The organism is Luteibacter sp. UNCMF331Sha3.1 (genome assembly GCF_900109915.1).
GTDB lineage: Bacteria > Pseudomonadota > Gammaproteobacteria > Xanthomonadales > Rhodanobacteraceae > Luteibacter.
Genome location: NZ_FOBU01000001.1, coordinates 1 through 17,444 on the forward strand (window position 1 = coordinate 1; position 17,444 = coordinate 17,444).

Annotated in this window: 16 protein-coding genes; 3 read left to right on the forward strand and 13 right to left on the reverse strand. The window is 66.1% G+C overall.

All coding sequences use genetic code 11. The annotated features are described in order from the left end of the window. The 3 genes from BMX32_RS00005 to BMX32_RS00015 all read right to left on the reverse strand — a co-directional run. Positions 1-1,783: peptidoglycan-binding domain-containing protein (locus BMX32_RS00005; protein ID WP_139206637.1), on the reverse strand; the 1,783-nt coding region annotated here is incomplete at its 3' end. A gap of 36 nt (positions 1,784-1,819) precedes the next feature. Next, a complete protein-coding gene (locus tag BMX32_RS00010; protein WP_139206638.1) occupies positions 1,820-2,974 on the reverse strand; it encodes a hypothetical protein in 1,155 nt (384 codons plus the stop codon). Between the two features lie 128 nt (positions 2,975-3,102). Then, positions 3,103-3,348, reverse strand: coding sequence for a hypothetical protein (locus tag BMX32_RS00015; RefSeq protein WP_089973803.1), 246 nt, complete (start codon positions 3,346-3,348; stop codon positions 3,103-3,105). A 282-nt stretch (positions 3,349-3,630) separates the two neighbouring features. Here BMX32_RS00015 and BMX32_RS00020 point away from each other — a divergent pair, with 282 nt between their 5' ends. Beyond that, a complete protein-coding gene (locus BMX32_RS00020) occupies positions 3,631-4,164 on the forward strand; it encodes a mismatch-specific DNA-glycosylase (RefSeq protein ID WP_089973804.1) in 534 nt (177 codons plus the stop codon). On the opposite strand, the gene BMX32_RS00025 is transcribed toward BMX32_RS00020, so the two are convergent. Together BMX32_RS00025 and BMX32_RS00030 are read right to left on the reverse strand one after the other, a co-directional pair. Continuing rightward, complete coding sequence (locus BMX32_RS00025; RefSeq protein ID WP_089973805.1) at positions 4,140-5,360, reverse strand: cytochrome c; 1,221 nt, start codon at positions 5,358-5,360, stop codon at positions 4,140-4,142. The two genes, BMX32_RS00020 and BMX32_RS00025, sit on opposite strands and share 25 nt — an antisense overlap. After that, on the reverse strand, positions 5,357-6,067 hold the full coding sequence (locus BMX32_RS00030) for a c-type cytochrome (protein WP_089973806.1): 711 nt from the start codon (positions 6,065-6,067) through the stop codon (positions 5,357-5,359). The genes BMX32_RS00025 and BMX32_RS00030 overlap by 4 nt, the downstream gene beginning before the upstream one ends. A gap of 133 nt (positions 6,068-6,200) precedes the next feature. Here BMX32_RS00030 and BMX32_RS00035 point away from each other — a divergent pair, with 133 nt between their 5' ends. Further along, on the forward strand, positions 6,201-7,784 hold the full coding sequence (locus BMX32_RS00035) for an amidase (RefSeq protein ID WP_089973807.1): 1,584 nt from the start codon (positions 6,201-6,203) through the stop codon (positions 7,782-7,784). A gap of 45 nt (positions 7,785-7,829) precedes the next feature. Here BMX32_RS00035 and galU read toward each other — a convergent pair whose 3' ends face one another. The 8 genes from galU to cmk form a co-directional block, all read right to left on the reverse strand. Continuing rightward, positions 7,830-8,705, reverse strand: a complete 876-nt coding sequence (galU, locus tag BMX32_RS00040) for a UTP--glucose-1-phosphate uridylyltransferase GalU (protein ID WP_089973808.1) — start codon at positions 8,703-8,705, stop codon at positions 7,830-7,832. Then, positions 8,702-10,600, reverse strand: coding sequence for a polysaccharide biosynthesis protein (locus BMX32_RS00045; RefSeq protein ID WP_089973809.1), 1,899 nt, complete (start codon positions 10,598-10,600; stop codon positions 8,702-8,704). The genes galU and BMX32_RS00045 overlap by 4 nt, the downstream gene beginning before the upstream one ends. After that, positions 10,587-11,576 carry an MraY family glycosyltransferase gene (locus BMX32_RS00050; protein ID WP_244511353.1) on the reverse strand — a complete coding sequence of 330 codons (990 nt, stop codon included), beginning with the start codon at positions 11,574-11,576 and terminating at the stop codon, positions 10,587-10,589. The genes BMX32_RS00045 and BMX32_RS00050 overlap by 14 nt, the downstream gene beginning before the upstream one ends. A 44-nt stretch (positions 11,577-11,620) precedes the next feature. Next, positions 11,621-12,793, reverse strand: coding sequence for a lipopolysaccharide assembly protein LapB (gene lapB, locus BMX32_RS00055; RefSeq protein ID WP_089973811.1), 1,173 nt, complete (start codon positions 12,791-12,793; stop codon positions 11,621-11,623). Continuing rightward, positions 12,790-13,050: a lipopolysaccharide assembly protein LapA domain-containing protein gene (locus BMX32_RS00060; protein WP_089973812.1), complete on the reverse strand. Its 261-nt coding sequence runs from the start codon at positions 13,048-13,050 to the stop codon at positions 12,790-12,792. The genes lapB and BMX32_RS00060 overlap by 4 nt, the downstream gene beginning before the upstream one ends. Before the next feature lie 1,052 nt (positions 13,051-14,102). Continuing rightward, on the reverse strand, positions 14,103-14,405 hold the full coding sequence (locus BMX32_RS00065; RefSeq protein WP_036113981.1) for an integration host factor subunit beta: 303 nt from the start codon (positions 14,403-14,405) through the stop codon (positions 14,103-14,105). 84 nt (positions 14,406-14,489) lie between these two features. Next, positions 14,490-16,163 carry a 30S ribosomal protein S1 gene (rpsA, locus tag BMX32_RS00070; protein ID WP_089973813.1) on the reverse strand — a complete coding sequence of 558 codons (1,674 nt, stop codon included), beginning with the start codon at positions 16,161-16,163 and terminating at the stop codon, positions 14,490-14,492. Between the two features lie 166 nt (positions 16,164-16,329). Further along, positions 16,330-17,010 carry a (d)CMP kinase gene (gene cmk / locus BMX32_RS00075; RefSeq protein ID WP_089973814.1) on the reverse strand — a complete coding sequence of 227 codons (681 nt, stop codon included), beginning with the start codon at positions 17,008-17,010 and terminating at the stop codon, positions 16,330-16,332. A gap of 122 nt (positions 17,011-17,132) precedes the next feature. On the opposite strand from cmk, the gene BMX32_RS00080 reads away from it, so the two are divergent. Further along, positions 17,133-17,393, forward strand: coding sequence for an acyl-CoA-binding protein (locus tag BMX32_RS00080; RefSeq protein ID WP_089973815.1), 261 nt, complete (start codon positions 17,133-17,135; stop codon positions 17,391-17,393). Positions 17,394-17,444 lie beyond the last annotated feature (51 nt).

A 17,444-nucleotide genomic window follows, 5' to 3' on the forward strand; every position in this document is an offset into this window, starting at 1 on the left:
CCGACTGAAACCGCGCCACCGCCGAACGTGTCGCCATGTCGTAGGCGCCATGCGTCGCCAGCGGACGGCCATCGGCGTCCCCGATGCCGAGCGTGTTCAGACGCTCCTGGAGCAGACGGGTCGCGTCGGCCGTTGGCGCCTCGCTGCCGGGCGGGACGGCCACGGGCTCGCGGGCCACCGGCGCCTCGGCCGGCGCGAGTAGCGGCGCGGCCGATCGCGTGACCGGCTCCAGGCTCTCGTAGGCGGCGATGGTCTCGGGCGGCGTGCGCGCGTCCATGCGGGCCTCGACGGGCGGCGACCGGCCGACCGTCGCCGGCTCGATGACGCGGTAGGCCGCCAACACCTCATCGTGCGGCCGGTGCGCCGAGGCGACCAGCGCGTCCCGACCGTCGGCCGCCTGCCGCACGCTCGCCAGCGTCTGTCGTCCACTGAGTCCGTCCGCCACGAGATCGTGATCGCGCTGGAACGCGCGTACCGCGGCCTGCGTGCCCGGGCCGTACTCGCCATCCGCATGCAACGGCCGCCCTTGGGCATCGGTGTAACCCAGGCGCATGAGCTGCTCCTGCAACTGGCGCACATCCTCGCCCTGCGCGCCCGGACGCAAGGCGCGACCGACCGCTTCGCTCGCGACGCGTACCGCCGGCTCGACGTGCAGCAGTAGCCGACCCTCACCCTCGATCACCCTCGCCAGATCGACCGACCCGTCCCGCGCACGCGTCAGGCCGAGCTCATCGCGGGAGATCGTCGCCCATTGCCCATCGACGAAGGTCACGCCCTTGCCGTCGGCGTTCCACTGCACCACCTGCGTGCCGTCGGTGTAGAAGCCCGTGCCGTTGATCCTGCCCTCGCTGTGTGCACGACCCTGTTCCAGCGCGTCGATGAACGCCATCGCCTTGCGCGGCTCGAGGAACAGGTTCTTGACCAGCGTGTAATGCACCGTCAGGTCGGGGCGCTCCGGGTCCTTACCGATAAGTGACGGGGCGATCAATGGATCACGAAGCACCTCCTGCCATGCCGTGTGTAGTGGACTTCCTTCCGGCGTGTTGTGCAGGCGGGTGAAGAGTTTTGCGGCGGTGCGGGCATGAGTCTGGCCGGCTTCCAGGGCGCCCTCGAACGTTCTATCCAGGTACGCGATAACGTCATCGTGCGAGGCAATGGCGTCAGGCGATTCGATTGGACGCTTCATCGCCTTCAGCAACCTGTTCGCAGCACTTGGGTTTTGATTGAGTGCCTTTGCTATAGCCGTAACCATCGAAACTTGCTCGCCTATTGACGCGGATCGATAGGCCGACGTCGCAACGAGCCTCCTCAGACCCTGTTTATTCAGATCGCCGACCTGAACCACGTCGCGGTGATGAACGAAATCGTGCCCCGCTTCCGACGCGAGAAACCGGTTGATCTGGGCGCGTTTCGTCGGGTCGATCGCGCGATAACCTTCCTTCGTGATCGCTTTTCCGTCTCGCGAGAAATCGCGAATAAGCTGAGCGTACTCGGTTTCATCGAAAACAACGCGGTCGCGGCCTTCCTCGGCCCAATGCCGATACGCTTCCATCATTGCTGTCGCCGTAACTCCCTGGTCCTGCCCAAGGTCTTTTTGCAGAGTACCGATCGATTCGCCGCTTCTTTCGATGGGCTTCATCCGCCCGTCGGGAAGCCACGTTCCCGCGAATGACAGACGATTGGACACGTCTTTTCCGTTGAGGCTGCCTTCAGTGCTCACGCCCACGGCAAAGTATGCAATTGCCTCGATGTCTCTTGCGCTGAGCGATACACGTTCCGTCATGATGATTCTCCATAGGGCGTCATACCCATCCGTCGATTACTTAAGCTTCAACTTGTCGGTCAACCAGGCATCGCCATCTTCGATCGCCTGTCCCTTGGCCTCATCCAGCGCACGAAGGAGTTCTGATTCATCCACGATGTGGAGCGCGGGCGCGCTGCCCACTGGGGTGAAATCATCCTGATGAAGTCGAAAGATGTACTTGCCCGCCGACACGAGCATGGTTCCATCATTTAGATCGAGCGCGGTACCAAAGAGCGTGTCCCATCCTTTGCGACCAAAATTGTTGGACTCGTATAACGGAACCTTGCTCCAAATGACGCTTGCATCGTCATCCGACATACGTTGATAGGTGTCGAACCAGATCGGCCCGAAACTCATATTTTCAGGGCGGTCCACACTCCGGTGAGCGAAGCGAATATTTCCGAGTATTCCGCCGGGGCGCGGATCCTTGTAATGGAATCCGGAATGCAGGGTCTCTTCGTGCTTGACGCCGTTCGCATCGATAAAGGATCCGGTATAGGTCAATTGCATCTTGACCGTTACGTCGATGACTTCCCCTGTGAAGAAGTTGATCGCCTTAGCCTGCGCATGCGGCGGCACCATGATGGCCCACGCAATCCATTTGCCGTCGACGTGTTCGACGAAAAGGCTCTCCAACCAACCATCATCCCCCAACTCACGCTGCGCTATGCCGTTGTCTGGCCACACAGGATTCGGCTCATCGTCGACCTTCGCAGGTGAGACGACTGTAGCCGCCGACACCGGCGCACGTGGCTCAACGACGTCTACCGCCCACGCCGACGATACGGAAACCGCCATCGCCGCGGCCATGCCTGCCTCCCTTAACTTCATGTCCTCATCCTCCGGTGTCGCATTACGTGATCGATGCAGTTCCGTGGCGCAGGTGGCGCGCGGGTGACATTCCGGCTCGACGAGATAGCCTCCCGGCGGTGCGTTTCGTTCGTCCTCCCGTCGCGCCTTGGTCGCCAGTTCCAGTGCGTGCCGCAGATACGCTTCGTAGCCACGATCGTTCTCCACATAGGGACACGAGTGGACGCGACGCAGTTGCGACGGTCGGCAACCCTCTTCCGGATCGAAGTCGTCGTTCTCCGGATGACAGACGAAGCAGCGAACGTGGGGCACAGGCACCCTGTCCCAATAGGAGACGTTCGCGAACGAGACTCGCTGCATGCCCTCTGCACCCGCTGCCGCCGGATCGCAGCAGGGCCCCTTACAGGGAAAACGATCGCCCCACTTGGGACAGATGGCAGGTCGCGCCGCGACCGCTTGCGCCGGACGTGTAAACAAGGCACGCCACATCAAGCCGCCTCCTTTCCGAGCGCGGGCCTGTCGCCCAGGGCCGACACCGACGTTACGATTCTTCGTTGATCAACCGCCTCGTCTCGCGCACGCGTTAGGCCGACCTCATCGCGGGAGACCGTCGCCCATTGACCGTCGATCAAGCTCGCCTCGATCGCGACGATGTCCGACCGATCATACGCACCGCCCAACGGTTCCGGCGTTGCGAGAAGCCCGGTCGATGCCAACCTCGTCTTGCTGTCCATGCCTCTGCGCTCCGTTGCAGAAAAGGCCCGGAGTGTCGTCGCGGAGAAATGAACGCGCGTTGTATACACCCCGTCATATCGACACGCGCGCGAGGCTACGGCGCGACGTACCGACGTGGACGATCAGCCGCGTCGACATCCGCCTGAGAAATGTCGCAACGAGCAATCATCGGTCCTGCGGCGGAGCCGCCGGGGCGGGATAGCATGGCAAACACGCGACGGTCTCAACGTCGGACATGTCCGCGTTGCCCCGACGCAGCAAGCACGAGGTAAAGTGGCGGCATGTCGTCGCCCCATTTCACCGATGCGTTCGTGCTTCCGGATCTGCTGGAACCGGGGCTTCGCCTCGTGTTCTGCGGCACCGCCGCCGGCACGCGGTCCGCGCGGGACGGGGCGTATTACGCCCATCCGGGGAACATGTTCTGGCGCACGCTGTTCGCCACCGGACTGACGATGCGGCTTCTCGCGCCTGCCGAGTATCCGCTGCTGCCGTCGTTCGGTATCGGGCTGACGGACCTGTCGAAATTCCACTACGGCAACGATGCCGATCTTCCCGTCGACGCCTTCGACGTGGACGCGCTGGCAGCGAAGATCCTGCAGCACGCGCCGCGTGTGATCGCCTTCACCAGCAAACACGGCGGCATCGCCGCGCTAGGCAAGGGAATCGGTTACGGCCTTCAGCCCGTCCCGTTCGCCGGTGCGCAGGCGTTCGTGCTTCCGTCGCCGTCGGGTCAGGCGCGCCGGTCGTGGGACCTCCGCGTATGGCAGTCGCTGGCCGACGCCGTGCGCGCTCAGGTACCGGGCGTCGACCGATAGGCGCGCACGTCGCCCGGCGAGACCGACGCCGCCTTGTTGGACCACGCCTGTCGGATGTACGTGACCACGGCAGCCGCGTCGTCGTCGTCGAGCGTCTGCGAGAACGGCGGCATCGAATAAGGCCGCGGATTGCCCGGCGTGGCCGGCGCGAAGCCGCCGGAGAGCACCATGCGGATGGCGTTGATGCCGGTGGGATCGGTGACGGAACCGTTGCCGTCGAGCGGCGGATACGCGTCGCCCTTGCCGCGCCCGTCGTCGGCATGGCACGTGGCGCATCGGGCCGCATACACCTTCGCGCCGCGCTGCGCGAGCTCGCGCGCGTCGACTGCCGATTCGCGCGGCTTCGGCGGTGCGCGCTCGGGAAGCGAGGCGAGATAGGTCGCCATCGCCGCGAGATCGGCGTCCGTCATGTGCTGCGTGCTGCGCAGGACGACGTCGGCCATCGGCCCGAACGCGGTGCCCTTTTGCGAACGTCCCGTCTTCAGCAGCGCGACCACGTCGGCTTCCGTCCAGCCCTCGAGGCCACCGTGCCGTGCCATCGACAGGTCCGGCGCGTACCAGTTCTGCACGGGCACGATGCCGCCGGTCACCAGCGGATCGGTCACCGGCGCGCCGAAGCTGTCGCGTCGCGTATGGCACTCGTTGCAGTGCCCGAGACCTTCGACGAGATACGCGCCGCGATTCCACGCGGCCGATCGCTTCGGGTCGGGCCGGAACTCCCCCTCGTCGAAGAAGAGCACGCGCCACGCGGCCATCATCGAACGCATGCGATAAGGCCAGCGCAGCGTGTTGTCGATGGCGGGCGCTTTCACCGCCGGTAGGCTCCGCAGGTAAGCGAAGATCGCGTCCGTATCGGCGCGCGTGACCTTCGTATAGGACGTGAACGGAAAGACGGGATACAGCGAGGTGCCGTCATGCCCCACGCCCGAGTGCATCGCGCGGTAGAAATCGTCGGCATGCCATGCACCGATGCCGGTGGCATGATCGGGCGTGAGGTTCGGCGCGGGAATCGCACCGAAGGGCGTCCCCAGCACGCGACCGCCCGCATAGGGCGCGCCATTGCGCGACGTGTGGCAGGCGGCGCAGTCGCCGGCGGTGGCGAGGTAGCGCCCCCGCTCGACCGCATCGTCGGCGAGCGCGAGGGACACCGAGAAGAACAGGGACAAGGCGGCGATGGCGCGCAGCAACGTCTTCATCGGGATGCTCCGAGCACGCCACAGCGAAGCGGTGGGGTCACGCTGCCCGCCGGTGCCGCGTGCACGTCCGCCGGGACCGGGCGTTGTGCGAGCCACGCCGATACCGCGCTGATGTCGGCATCGGTCAGGCGACCGACGACGGTGGCCATGCAGTCGGGTTCGACGGTGCTGCGCGTGTTGGTACGCCACGACCCGAGCTGCGCGCTGACGTAGTCGTACGGCAGTCCGACGAGCCCCGGGATATCGGGCTCGACACCGGTCAGCGCCGTGCCGTGGCAGGCCATGCAGGCGGGCACGCCACGTGCCGGATCGCCACGGGTGGCCAGCTGTTCGCCGCGCGCCATGGCCGCGGGCGTCGTCGACGGGACGGGATGGGTCGCATAGGGCACGTCCTGCGCGGCGAAGTACGCGGCGATCTCGTGCATGTACTCGTCGGTCAGCGGCGCGACCATGTATTCCATCACGTCGTAATGGCGCAGGCCGCGACGGAAATCCTGCATCTGCCGCACGAGGTACCCGGCCGGCTTGCCGGCGAGGCGGGGATTGAATCCGTTGTCGCCGCCCTCGCCGTGCTCGCCATGGCATGCGGTGCAGGCAGCGATCCGCTGCGCGAGGGTATCGGGAACGGCGGAGGCATCGCTCGCCGCCGCGCTGGCGGTACAAAGCACGGCGGCGACGACGACCAGCCGGCGAAGCAGACGGCGCATACGGCACTCCCCTGGCGAAACGTTGGCGAGCCACGGCGATCGATGCCGGGGCATGGCATGCAGCGAGTATATGCCCGGGCGGCCGTTGGTTAAGATGGGTGCGACGCTTCGTTCCGTCCCCGGGGGAAACACCATGCACCGTCGCTGGACTCGCTCGCTCGCGCTCGCCGTGGGCATCGCATCGTCGTTCCACGCCTTCGGCGCCGCCGCGCGTCAGCCCGGGGAGGATGACGCCTTCGCCGGCATCGCGACACTGCGCGCAGCCTATGCCGCAGGCGAGCTGACGCCGGAGGGGATGACCCGCCTCTTCCTCCAGCGCATCGTCGCGATCGACCAGGCAGGGCCGACCGTCAACGCGGTGCTGGAGACCAACCCCGATGCGCTGTCCATCGCACGCAAGGCGAACGGACCCGGTTCGCTCTCGGGCATTCCGATCCTGCTGAAGGACAACATCGATACGGGGGACCGAATGATGACCAGCGCGGGATCGCTGGCCCTCGTCGCCAGACCCGCGCCGCGGGACTCGGCGGTGGCCGCGCGCCTGCGCAAGGCCGGCGCCGTGATCCTCGGCAAGACCAACCTGAGCGAATGGGCCAACATGCGGTCGAACCATGCCACCAGTGGCTGGACGGGACGGGGTGGCCTCACCGTCAATCCGTACGTGCTCGACCGCAACGCATGCGGTTCGAGCGCCGGATCGGGTGCGGCGGTCGCCGCCGGACTGGCCACCGTGGCGATCGGCAGCGAAACCGATGGGTCGATCATCTGCCCCGCGTCGATGAACGGCCTTGTCGGCATCAAGCCGACGGTGGGCCTCGTCAGCCGCGCGGGCATCGTGCCCATCTCGCATACGCAGGACACCGCGGGCCCGATGGCACGCAGCGTCGCCGACGCGGCGATCGTGCTCGGCGCCATCGCGGGCAGCGATCCGCGCGACCCGGCCACGGCCGAGGCGGATCGCCATGCCACGGATTACACGAAGTACCTCGTCGCGGACGCGCTGCGCGGCAAACGCATCGGCGTGGTGCGACAGCTCGCCGGTATCGAACCGAACGCCGACCACGCGCTCGAGACGACGATCGCCTTGCTGAAGGCGCAGGGTGCGATCGTGGTCGACAACGTCGAGATTCCGCACCTGAAGGAACTCAGCGAACACGAGCTCGACGTACTGCTCTACGAGTTCAGGCACGACATCGCGGCGTACCTCGCGACGCGACCCGATCAGCCGATGAAGACGCTGGCCGACCTCATCGCGTTCAACGAGCGCGAGGCGGCGAAGGAAATGCCATGGTTCGGGCAGGAGCTGTTCCTGCAGGCGCAGGCCAAGGGCGGCCTCGACGATCCGGCGTACATCGCGATGCGCGATCGCAACAAGCGTCTGGCGGGTCCGGAAGGCATCGACGCGGCGTTGGCCAAGGACCGGCTCGACGCCCTGCTCGCCCCGAGCTGGGGGCCGGCATTCGTCAACGATCTGGTGCTGGGCGACCACGTGGTGAGCGGCGACCCGACGGTGGGCGGCGTGTCCGCGCCTGCCGCGATTTCGGGCTACCCGTCCATCACGCTGCCGGTCGAGTTCGCGCACGAACTGCCCGTGGGCGTGGTGTTCTTCGGAGCGAAGTGGAGCGAGCCGACGCTGATCGGCATCGCCTATGGCGTGGAGCAGAAGGCGAAGGCGTTCCGGCGGCCGACGTACCTGCCGACCCTACCGGTGCGCTAGTACCCGGGTGGGAGCCAGCCTGCTGGCTCCCACCCGGGATGCGAATCACGCCTTGTTCGCGAACTCGCGCACGATGGGTGCGAGCTTCGGATCTTCCAGTGCCATCGCCATCGTGGCGCGGACCAGACCGGCCTTGTTGCCGCAGTCGAAGCGCGTGCCTTCGAAGCGGTAGGCAAGCACCTTGCCCTGGTCCTTGAGCAGGTTTTCGATCGCGTCGGTGAGCTGGATCTCACCACCGGCACCCGGGGTCGTCTTATGCAGATACCCGAAGATGCTACCCGGCAGGACGTAACGGCCCACGACGGCGAGGTTGGACGGCGCGTCGGCCGGCTTCGGCTTCTCGACCATGTGACGGATCACCGTGGCACGGTCGCTGAGGGCTTCCGTGGCATCGACGATGCCGTACTTGTCGGTGTCCTTTTCAGGCACCTCTTCCACGGCGATCACGCCGGCGTCATTCGCGAACGCGACGTCGGCCATCTGCCGCAGCGCACCCTTGCCCTTCGTCCAGATCAGGTCGTCCGGGAGCATGATGCCGAAAGGCTCGTCGCCCACAACGGCTTCCGCACGGAGCACGGCGTCGCCGAGGCCGAGGGCTTCGGGCTGAGTGACGAACACGCAGCGCACGTGGCGGGGAAGGATGCCGCGCAGGATCGCCAGCAGTTCATCCTTGTTCTTCTCCGCCAGCTTTTCTTCGAGCTCGTAGGCCTTGTCGAAGTAATCGGCGATCGCATGCTTGTAACGGTTGGTGACGAACACCAGCGTATCGGCGCCCGCATCGACGGCTTCGTCCACCGCGTACTGGATCAGCGGACGGTCGAGCACGGGCAGCATTTCCTTGGCCACCACCTTGGTCGCGGGAAGGAATCGCGTACCGAGGCCGGCTACCGGAAATACGACCTTGCGCAGGGGTTGGGTCATGCAATGTCTCCACTTTCGTTTCGGCGTAGCGGCAGGACGTTGTCGCTCTGCGGTTCGCTCCAACGGAAGGAAGGCAGCAGCTGCGACACGCACCGACGCAGGGTTTCTTCATCGAACGCGGTCACGGCCTCTTCGGCACGTGCCAGCTGGGTCTGCAACAGTTCCCACGACACCTGACGGTGCTGGGCCTGGAAGATCTTCGCGTGGGTCGTGCTCGTGTAGTTCTCCAGCGGATGGAACAGTTCCTCGAACAACTTCTCGCCCGAACGGAGGCCCGTGTAGACGATCTGGATGTCCGAGCCCGGCCGCTTCCCCGCCAGGCGGATCATCTGCTCGGCGAGGTCGCGGATCTTCACCGGATCGCCCATGTCGAGCGCGAAGATCTCGCCACCCTTGCCGAGACTGGCCGCCTGGAGGATCAGCTGGCAGGCCTCGGGAATGGTCATGAAGTAACGCGAGATCTCCGGATGGGTAATGGTCACCGGACCGCCCTGCCGGATCTGCCGGCGGAACAGCGGGACCACCGAACCGGCGGAGTCCAGTACGTTACCGAACCGAACCGTAATGAAACGTGTCGAGGTATGCGCTGCGAGATTCTGGCACCAGATTTCCGCCATGCGTTTGCACGCACCCATCACCGACGTCGGATTCACGGCCTTGTCGGTGGAGATGAGCACGAACGACTCGGCGCCGCAGCGCACGGCCGCGTCGGCCACGATGCGCGTGCCGAGCACGTTGTTGCGGAACGCCTCGCGCAGCTGGCCCTGGAGCATGGGCACGTGCTTGTACGCCGACGCGTGGAAGACGATCTGGGGCTGGGTCTCCTCGAACAGGCGATTGATCGCGGTCGCGTCGCGCGCGTCGGCCAGCACGCCGTTGAAGATCATCTCGGGATAGGCCGACGTCAGTTCCTGACCGATGCGGTACAGGTTGTACTCGGACATCTCGACGACCGTCAGCGAGCTCGCCCCGAGGCGGGCGACCTGACGGCACAGCTCCGAACCGATGGATCCGCCGCCACCGGTCACCAGTACCCGACGTCCGCTGATGTTCTCGCGGATGGCGGTCCAGTCGAGCTCCACGGCGTCGCGGCCGAGGAGGTCCTCGATCGCGACTTCCTTGATCTCGTTGAACTGCGCCCTGCCCGCCACGACGTCCTCGAGGCGCGGCACCGTACGGAACGGCAGCCCCGTGGTTTCGCAGAACGCCACGATGCGGCGCATTTGCGCGGTGGTCGCGCCGGGCACCGCGATCAGCAGCATCTGCACGGCCACGGCCTTCGACAGCTCGGCCAGCTGGTCCACCGTGCCGAGCACAGGGATGCCGCCGATCTGCGCGCCGCGGAGCGCCATGTTGTCGTCGACGAAACCGATCACGCTGTAGCGGCTGTCGCGACGCAGGTCGCGCGACAAGGCCTCGCCCGCTCGGTCGGCGCCGACGATCAGTACGCGCTTGGTGGGCGCGGACTGGAAAAGGTCGATGCGGCTGTCCTTCCAGAAGCGGTAGCTCAGGCGTGGCACGCCGAGCAACACCACCAGCACCACCGGATAGACGAGCAGCACCGAGCGCGGCACGCCATCGAGCCGCGCGTACATGACCATGGCGAGCCCGATGATCAGGGCGCCGATCACGGTCGCGCGGATGATGTTCCACAAATCGGGCAGACTGGCGAATCGCCAGACACCCTTGTACAGGCCCGTCCAGTTGAACACCGCGCCCTGCACCAGCAGCACGATGGGAAACTCCATCGGCAGGTAGGTGACCGGCGCGAGATCCGGCATCAGGGCGTAACGCAACGACTTGGCGATCCACCATGCGAACGCCGCCATGGCCAGGTCGTGTGCGACGACCGCCGTGCGGGGGTGGATGATGCCTATGAACCTACGCAGAAACATGTCGCTCCCTTCGACGCAAGCAACGCCGCTTGCCAGTACGCCAGACCGCTGCTCCAAACAGATACACGACCCCGAAGCACACGGGCGCCGCCGCCGGCTGGCGGTACGCGATCCATGCGACGGGAACGCAGACGAGGACGTTCCATGCGAAGTAACCCGCGGCGACCTTCCGGTGCGCGGCGCCTCGTCTCACGAGCCATTGGTACAGGTGCTCGCGGTGCGGAGTGTACCAGCGTGCACCGCGCAGCATTCGCACGAGCAACGTCAAAGTGGCGTCGATGACGAAGGCGGACGAGAAGATCAGGGCCGGCCACAGCAGGTTCGTGCGAAACGCCCAGAACATCGCGGAGAGGCCGAAGACCATCAGCCCGAGCGTGCCGCTGCCCACGTCGCCCATGAAGATGCGAGCCGGCGACCGGTTGAACCACCAGAAACCCAGCGCGGCGGCGGCCATGGCGAGGGCCGCACCGGCCAGCGCCGGGCTGCCCGCCGACCACGCAAGGGCGGCGGAGGCCGCGCCGAAGAACATGGCCTGCTGGGCCGCCAGCCCGTCGATGCCGTCCATGAAGTTGTGCAGGTTGATGCACCACACGCCGGCGAGGAGCAGCGGAACGGCCCACCAGAGGCTGGTGGTGAGCGACGCGATCGCCACGCAGAGCAGCAGGGTCGCGGCGAGCTGGATGAGAAGACGCGGGCGGATGGGCAACGATCCATGGTCGTCGAGCCACCCGATCGCGGCCACGGCGACGACCGCGACCGTGAACGCCGCCACGGTCGCGGCGCCCGGTGAGACGGGCAGCAGGAGCAGCGCCGCGGGCATGCCGACGAGCGCTCCGAGCACGATGCCGATGCCCCCGCCGCGTGGCGTCGGCATCGTATGCGAACGACGCCGGCCGGGCGCGTCGAGCATGCCCCGACGATGCGCATAGGCGATGGCCGCCCGCACGGAGGCGAACGACACGACGAAGGCAAGCAATGCACATCCGGCGAGGAGGCTCCCGGGGCTCGAAACGGCGGACGTCATTCGTTGGCGACACCATGGATGGGACGCACCGTGCCCCAGCTCTTGCAGCTCGGGCATTGCCAGTGGTGGGCCTTGGCGCCGAAACCGCAACGGCTGCAGCGATACATGGCCTGCCCTTCGAGCAGCTTGCGTGTAAGGTCGCGCAGGATGAGGTAATTCTCGCGTGCCTCGCCGGAGACCTTGTCCATCGTAGCGTCGATGAGCGCCATCAGGCCGCGCACCGAGGGCCGCTTGCGCAGCTGGCCGGTGAGAAAGTCGATGGCGGTACGCTCGCCGTCCCTGCCCTCGTAAAGTCGCGTCAGGGCGAGGACCGGCGAAATGCCGTGGTAGCGCTCCATGATCTCGCGCAGGAACGATTCGGCACGGTCCATCTGCTGCGAACGCGCGTAACAATGCAGCAACGGCGGCAGTATCTCCGGAACGAACGCGATGTCCGCGGCGATGGCGGCCTCGTAGGACGCGATGGCGGATTCGAGCTCGCCGTCTTCCGACGAGAGTCGCCCCGAGATCATGTGCGCGCGCACGCAGTCGCGCTGGCAGACGAATGCTTCGCGGACGTACTCGCGGGCCTCGGTGCGTGCGCCGTGCTGGCGCGATTGCTCGGCGAGCTCGCAGTAGAACTGCGCGATCATCGCCGACTCGTCTTCGCCCGTCATGGTTTCCAGGCGACGCGCGTGCTCGATGGCCTTGTGCCATTCGCGCTCGTGCTGGTAGATCGCGATCAGGTGGCGCAGAGCGGACGGCGCCAGCGCATCCATCGCCACCAGATCGGAAAACAGTGTCTCCGCGCGATCGAGCAGGCCGGCGCGCATGTAGTCTTCGCCGAGCTCCAGCAACGCGACGGTCTTCATTTCGTCGGACAGGCCCTGTCGCGAGACGAGATGCTGATGCAGGCGGATGGCGCGATCCACTTCGCCGCGTTTGCGGAACAGATTGCCGAGCGCGAGATGGGTTTCGACCGTGTCGCGGTTGTACTCCGCGAGGCGCAGGAACACCTCGAGCGCCTTGTCCTGCTCTTCGTTGAGCAGGTAGTTGAGGCCACGGAAATAATCGGAAGACAGCTCGTTGACCCGGTCGCCCGAACGGCGCGCCTGACTCCGTCGGGCCAGCCACCAGCCACACGCGAAGGCCAGCGGAGGAACGAGCGCCAGCAGCCAGATCGGGTTCATGCCGTGGTCGCGTTCGCTACCTTGCCTGCCCCACGCTCACGACGGCGCCGGCGCCGCTGGCCTATCGACGTTCCGAGCCAGGCGGTTATCCCGCCCAGTATCCAGCCGACCAGCACGGCAGCGAGCATCGCCCCGCCCTTGGGCAGGGAGAGCCTCGCGAAGCCGAGGTCGAAGGGGACCAGATCGGCGTTCAACGCCCCGAACACGATGCCCGCGGCGACGAAGAACAAGAGGAAAAGGATGGCAATGAGGCGCATCCGGCGACTGTACCCGAAAGCTGAACACGGCGGTGCCCACCGGTTCGCTTTTCGTACAGGTTTCGGGGGGTTGGAAGGGTTTCTTCTGGGGCGCGTTGCGACGGCTCGGCCGATCGGCGAGGCAAGCTGCCTGTGCAGGAGCCGCTAAAGCGGCGAGCTCTTGGCTCGGTGTGGGAGCGGCCTTGGCCGCGATGGGTGCTCGCGACAAGCACCCATCGCGGCCGGGGCCGCTCCCACAGAAGACCGGTGGCGAGCACCCATCGCCAGCAGGCTGGCTCCCACCCGGCGGTAGCCGTCTTGTTGCCACCCGGCGCCTCGGCGGTTGGCGACAAGCTACACATGTAAGAACCGCTAAAGCGGCGAGCTCTTGGCTCGGTGTGGGAGCGGCCTTGGCCGCGATGGGTACTCGCGACAAGCACCCATCGCGGCCGAGGCCGCTCCCACAGAAGACCGGTGGCGAGCACCCATCGCCAGCAGGCTGGCTCCCACCCGACGGTAGCCATCTTGTTGCCACCCGGCGCCTCGGCGGTTGGAGGCAAGCTGCCCATGTAAGAACCGCTACAGCGGCGAGCTCTTGGCTTGATGTGGGAGCGGCCTTGGCCGCGATGGGTGCTCGCGGCAAGCACCCATCGCGGCCAAGGCCGCTCCCACAGAAGTGCGGTGGCGAGCACCCATCGCCAGCAGGCTGGCTCCCACATGGCGGTAGCCTTTGCTTTTCCCACCCGGCGCCTCAACGGTCGGCAGAGCCGTCGGCCCTCACCCTCGGCGCGACTTGTGGAGGCGAGGGATTCGCGCGGAAAAGGCCCGAAGGGGGCCGGCCTGGACGGCCGGCCGTTTTCGTTGAGGCACGGAGGCCGAATCGAAAACCCCCGCGCGAAGCCCGTGCGCGCCGGGGCGCAGCCATCAGACAAGGCCGCGCAGCGGCAGCCTTACCCAAGCGACGCCGGAGCTCGGAGCGGCGAGGGTGAGGGCCGACGGCTCTTCGCGACCACGCGAAACCCAACGCGACGGCGCAAGCCGAGCCGCCACCAAAGCCCAAAAAAAACGCCGCGTCAAAGCGCGGCGTTGGTCTCCTCGACGAGGTTTACGCGTTCGCGTAATTCCTTGCCGGGTTTGAAATGTGGGACGTGCTTGCCCGGCAGGGCCACGGCCTCACCGGTCTTGGGGTTGCGCCCCATGCGCGGCGGGCGGAAGTGGAGCGCGAAGCTGCCGAAGCCGCGAATCTCGATGCGCTCGCCCGTGGAGAGGGCGTGGCTCATCTGCTCGAGCACGCTCTTGACGGCTAGTTCCACGTCGCTGAACGCAAGGTGGGTCTGGCGCCGCGCCAGCGCCTCGATCAGTTCCGACTTTGTCATGGGTCCCCTGGTGGTTCTCGAACTGACGCTGATAACGGTGGAACAAACAGCGAGGGGCGGCGTTGACCGCCCCTCGCCCGACGGTTAGTCGGCCTTGTTCATCTGCTCCTTGAGGAGCGCGCCGAGCTTGGTCGTGCCACCAGCGGCGGACTGGTAGTCGGCCATCGTATCGGCCAGATCTTCCTCGTCCTTCGCGCGGATCGACAGCTGGAGCTGACGGCCCTTGCGATCCATACCGGTGAACTTCGCCTCGACGGCATCGCCGACCTTCAGGTACGTCGTGGCATCTTCCACGCGTTCCTTGGCGATGTCGTTGGCGCGGATGTAGCCTTCGACGCCTTCGCCCAGGTCGATGATCGCACCCTTGGCGTCGACTTCGCGGACCGTGCCAGTCAGGACCGTGCCGCGCGGATTCGTGGCCATGAACTGACCGAACGGATCCTGCTCCATCTGCTTGATGCCGAGGGAGATGCGCTCACGTTCCGGATCGACCGCGAGAACCACGGCTTCGACTTCGTCGCCCTTCTTGAAGTTGCGGACGAGGTCTTCACCCGAGGCCTGCCACGAGATGTCGGACAGGTGCACGAGGCCATCGATGCCGCCGTCCAGACCGATGAAGATACCGAAATCGGTGATCGACTTGATCTGACCGGAAACCTTGTCGCCCTTCTTGTGCATCGCTGCGAAGGCTTCCCACGGGTTCGAGCGGGTCTGCTTGATACCGAGGGAGATACGACGACGCTCTTCATCCACGTCGAGGACCATGACTTCCGTCTCGTCACCGACCTGCACGACCTTGGCCGGGTTGACGTTCTTGTTGGTCCAATCCATCTCGGAGACGTGCACGAGGCCTTCGACGCCCGGCTCGATCTCGACGAAGCAGCCGTAATCGGTGACGTTGGAGACCTTGCCGAACAGGCGGCTGCCGACCGGGTAGCGACGCGCGATGGCGACCCACGGGTCGTCGCCGAGCTGCTTGAGGCCGAGCGAAACGCGGTTGCGCTCGCGGTCGTACTTGAGCACGCGGACGTCCAGCTCGTCGCCGACGTTGACGACTTCGGACGGGTGACGCACGCGCTTCCACGCCATGTCGGTGATGTGCAGCAGGCCGTCGATGCCGCCGAGGTCGACGAATGCGCCGTAATCGGTGAGGTTCTTGACCACACCCTTCACGACCGCGCCTTCCGTCAGGCGCTCGAGCAGCTTCTCGCGCTCTTCCGAGAACTCCGTCTCGACGACAGCGCGACGGCTGACGACGACGTTGTTGCGCTTGCGATCGAGCTTGATGATCTTGAACTCGAGGTCCTTGCCCTCGAGGTAGACCGGGTCACGGACCGGACGCACGTCGACCAGCGAGCCCGGCAGGAATGCGCGGACGTCCTTGATGTCGACGGTGAAGCCGCCCTTGACCTTGCCGGAGATCTTGCCGGTGATGGTCTCTTCCTTGTCGAACGCCTGCTCGAGGTCGTCCCACACCATCGAACGCTTGGCCTTCTCACGGGAGAGCTTGGTCTCGCCGAAGCCGTCTTCGAGCGCGTCGAGCGCGACCTTGACCTCGTCGCCCACTTCCACTTCCAGCGCGCCGGACTCGTCCTTGAACTGCTCGATGGGGACGATGCCTTCGCTCTTCAGGCCGGCGTTGATCACCACCACGTCGTTGCGGATTTCCACAACGATACCGGTGACGATAGAGCCGGGCTTCAGCTTGGAAATAGCCTGCTGGCTCTGTTCAAACAGTTCGGCAAAACTTTCAGTCATGTTGATTCCAGGGTTATGAAAGGCCGTACCCGGCGTTCGCGTACCTACGTGTCGCAAACGGACGGGGGACCCACCGGTTGTGGGTGCGGGATTGCCTCGGAAGACGTGCCCTGCACCGTTGCCAAGAGTCCGCGCGCACTGCGCGGACGCCAATGCCGGATACGCCTTACGGACGCACCACGGCGAATACTTTCGCCACCACCACCTCGATCGGCATGCCGGTGGTGTCGATCACCACGGCGCCTTCGGCGGGCTTCAACGGGGCGACCGGCCGCGACGCATCTCGCTCGTCGCGTGCCTCGATCTCTCGCTGGAGGACGGCAAGTGTAACGCTCAGTCCCTTATCCTTCAACTGCTTATAGCGCCTTTTCGCGCGTTCCGCCGCGCTGGCCGTCAGGAAGAACTTATGGGCGGCGTCCGGGAAAATCACCGTGCCCATGTCGCGACCGTCCGCCACGAGGCCAGGGGCCTTGCGGAAGCCGTGTTGCAGGTCCACCAGGGCCTGGCGGACCGACGGGATCACGGCGATGGCCGAGGCAGCGGCCCCGGCGGTCTCGGTCCGCAGCTCGTCGGTGGCGTCGTGGCCGTTGACCAGCACGCGGGTCTCGCCCCCGTCCGCGCTGGCCCGGAAGCGGATCTTCACCGTCTCCGCGCACCGGGTGACCGCCTCGGCGTCGGAGAGGTCGATACCCTCCTCGCCCGCCGCGTAGCCGACGGCCCGGTACAGGGCTCCGGAATCCAGCAGGTGCCAGCCGAGCTGTTCGGCCACCAGGCGGCTGATGGTGCCCTTGCCCGAACCCGAGGGGCCGTCGATGGTCAGGACGGGGGCGACAGCCGGATGGGCCATGGGAACAACCTCACTCGCGAAACCGTCATGATATCGCGTCGCGCGGCGGATTCCGGCCGTGGACACACTCTGGGGCGCATGCTACAAGCCCACCCATCTTCCGATCCCTGTAGCGAACCGCGATGTCCGACGACCTCCGGCGACAGTTCGAGGCGGCCTCCCACGCGGTCTCCGGGCTCGACGACCGCCCCGACAACGACACACTCCTGCGGCTCTACGCCCTTTACAAGCAGGGCTCCGAAGGCGACGTCCGCGGCGAGAAGCCCGGCTTCTTCGATTTCGTGGGGACGGCGAAGTACGAGGCCTGGGCGAAGCTGAAAGGCATGCCGGACGAGACGGCGATGCGCGATTACATCGAACTGGTGCGGTCGCTGCGCGGCTGAGCCTCGGGCGTCCCGGCGGTTGCTCGTGTGGGAGCGGCCTTCGCCGCAGTG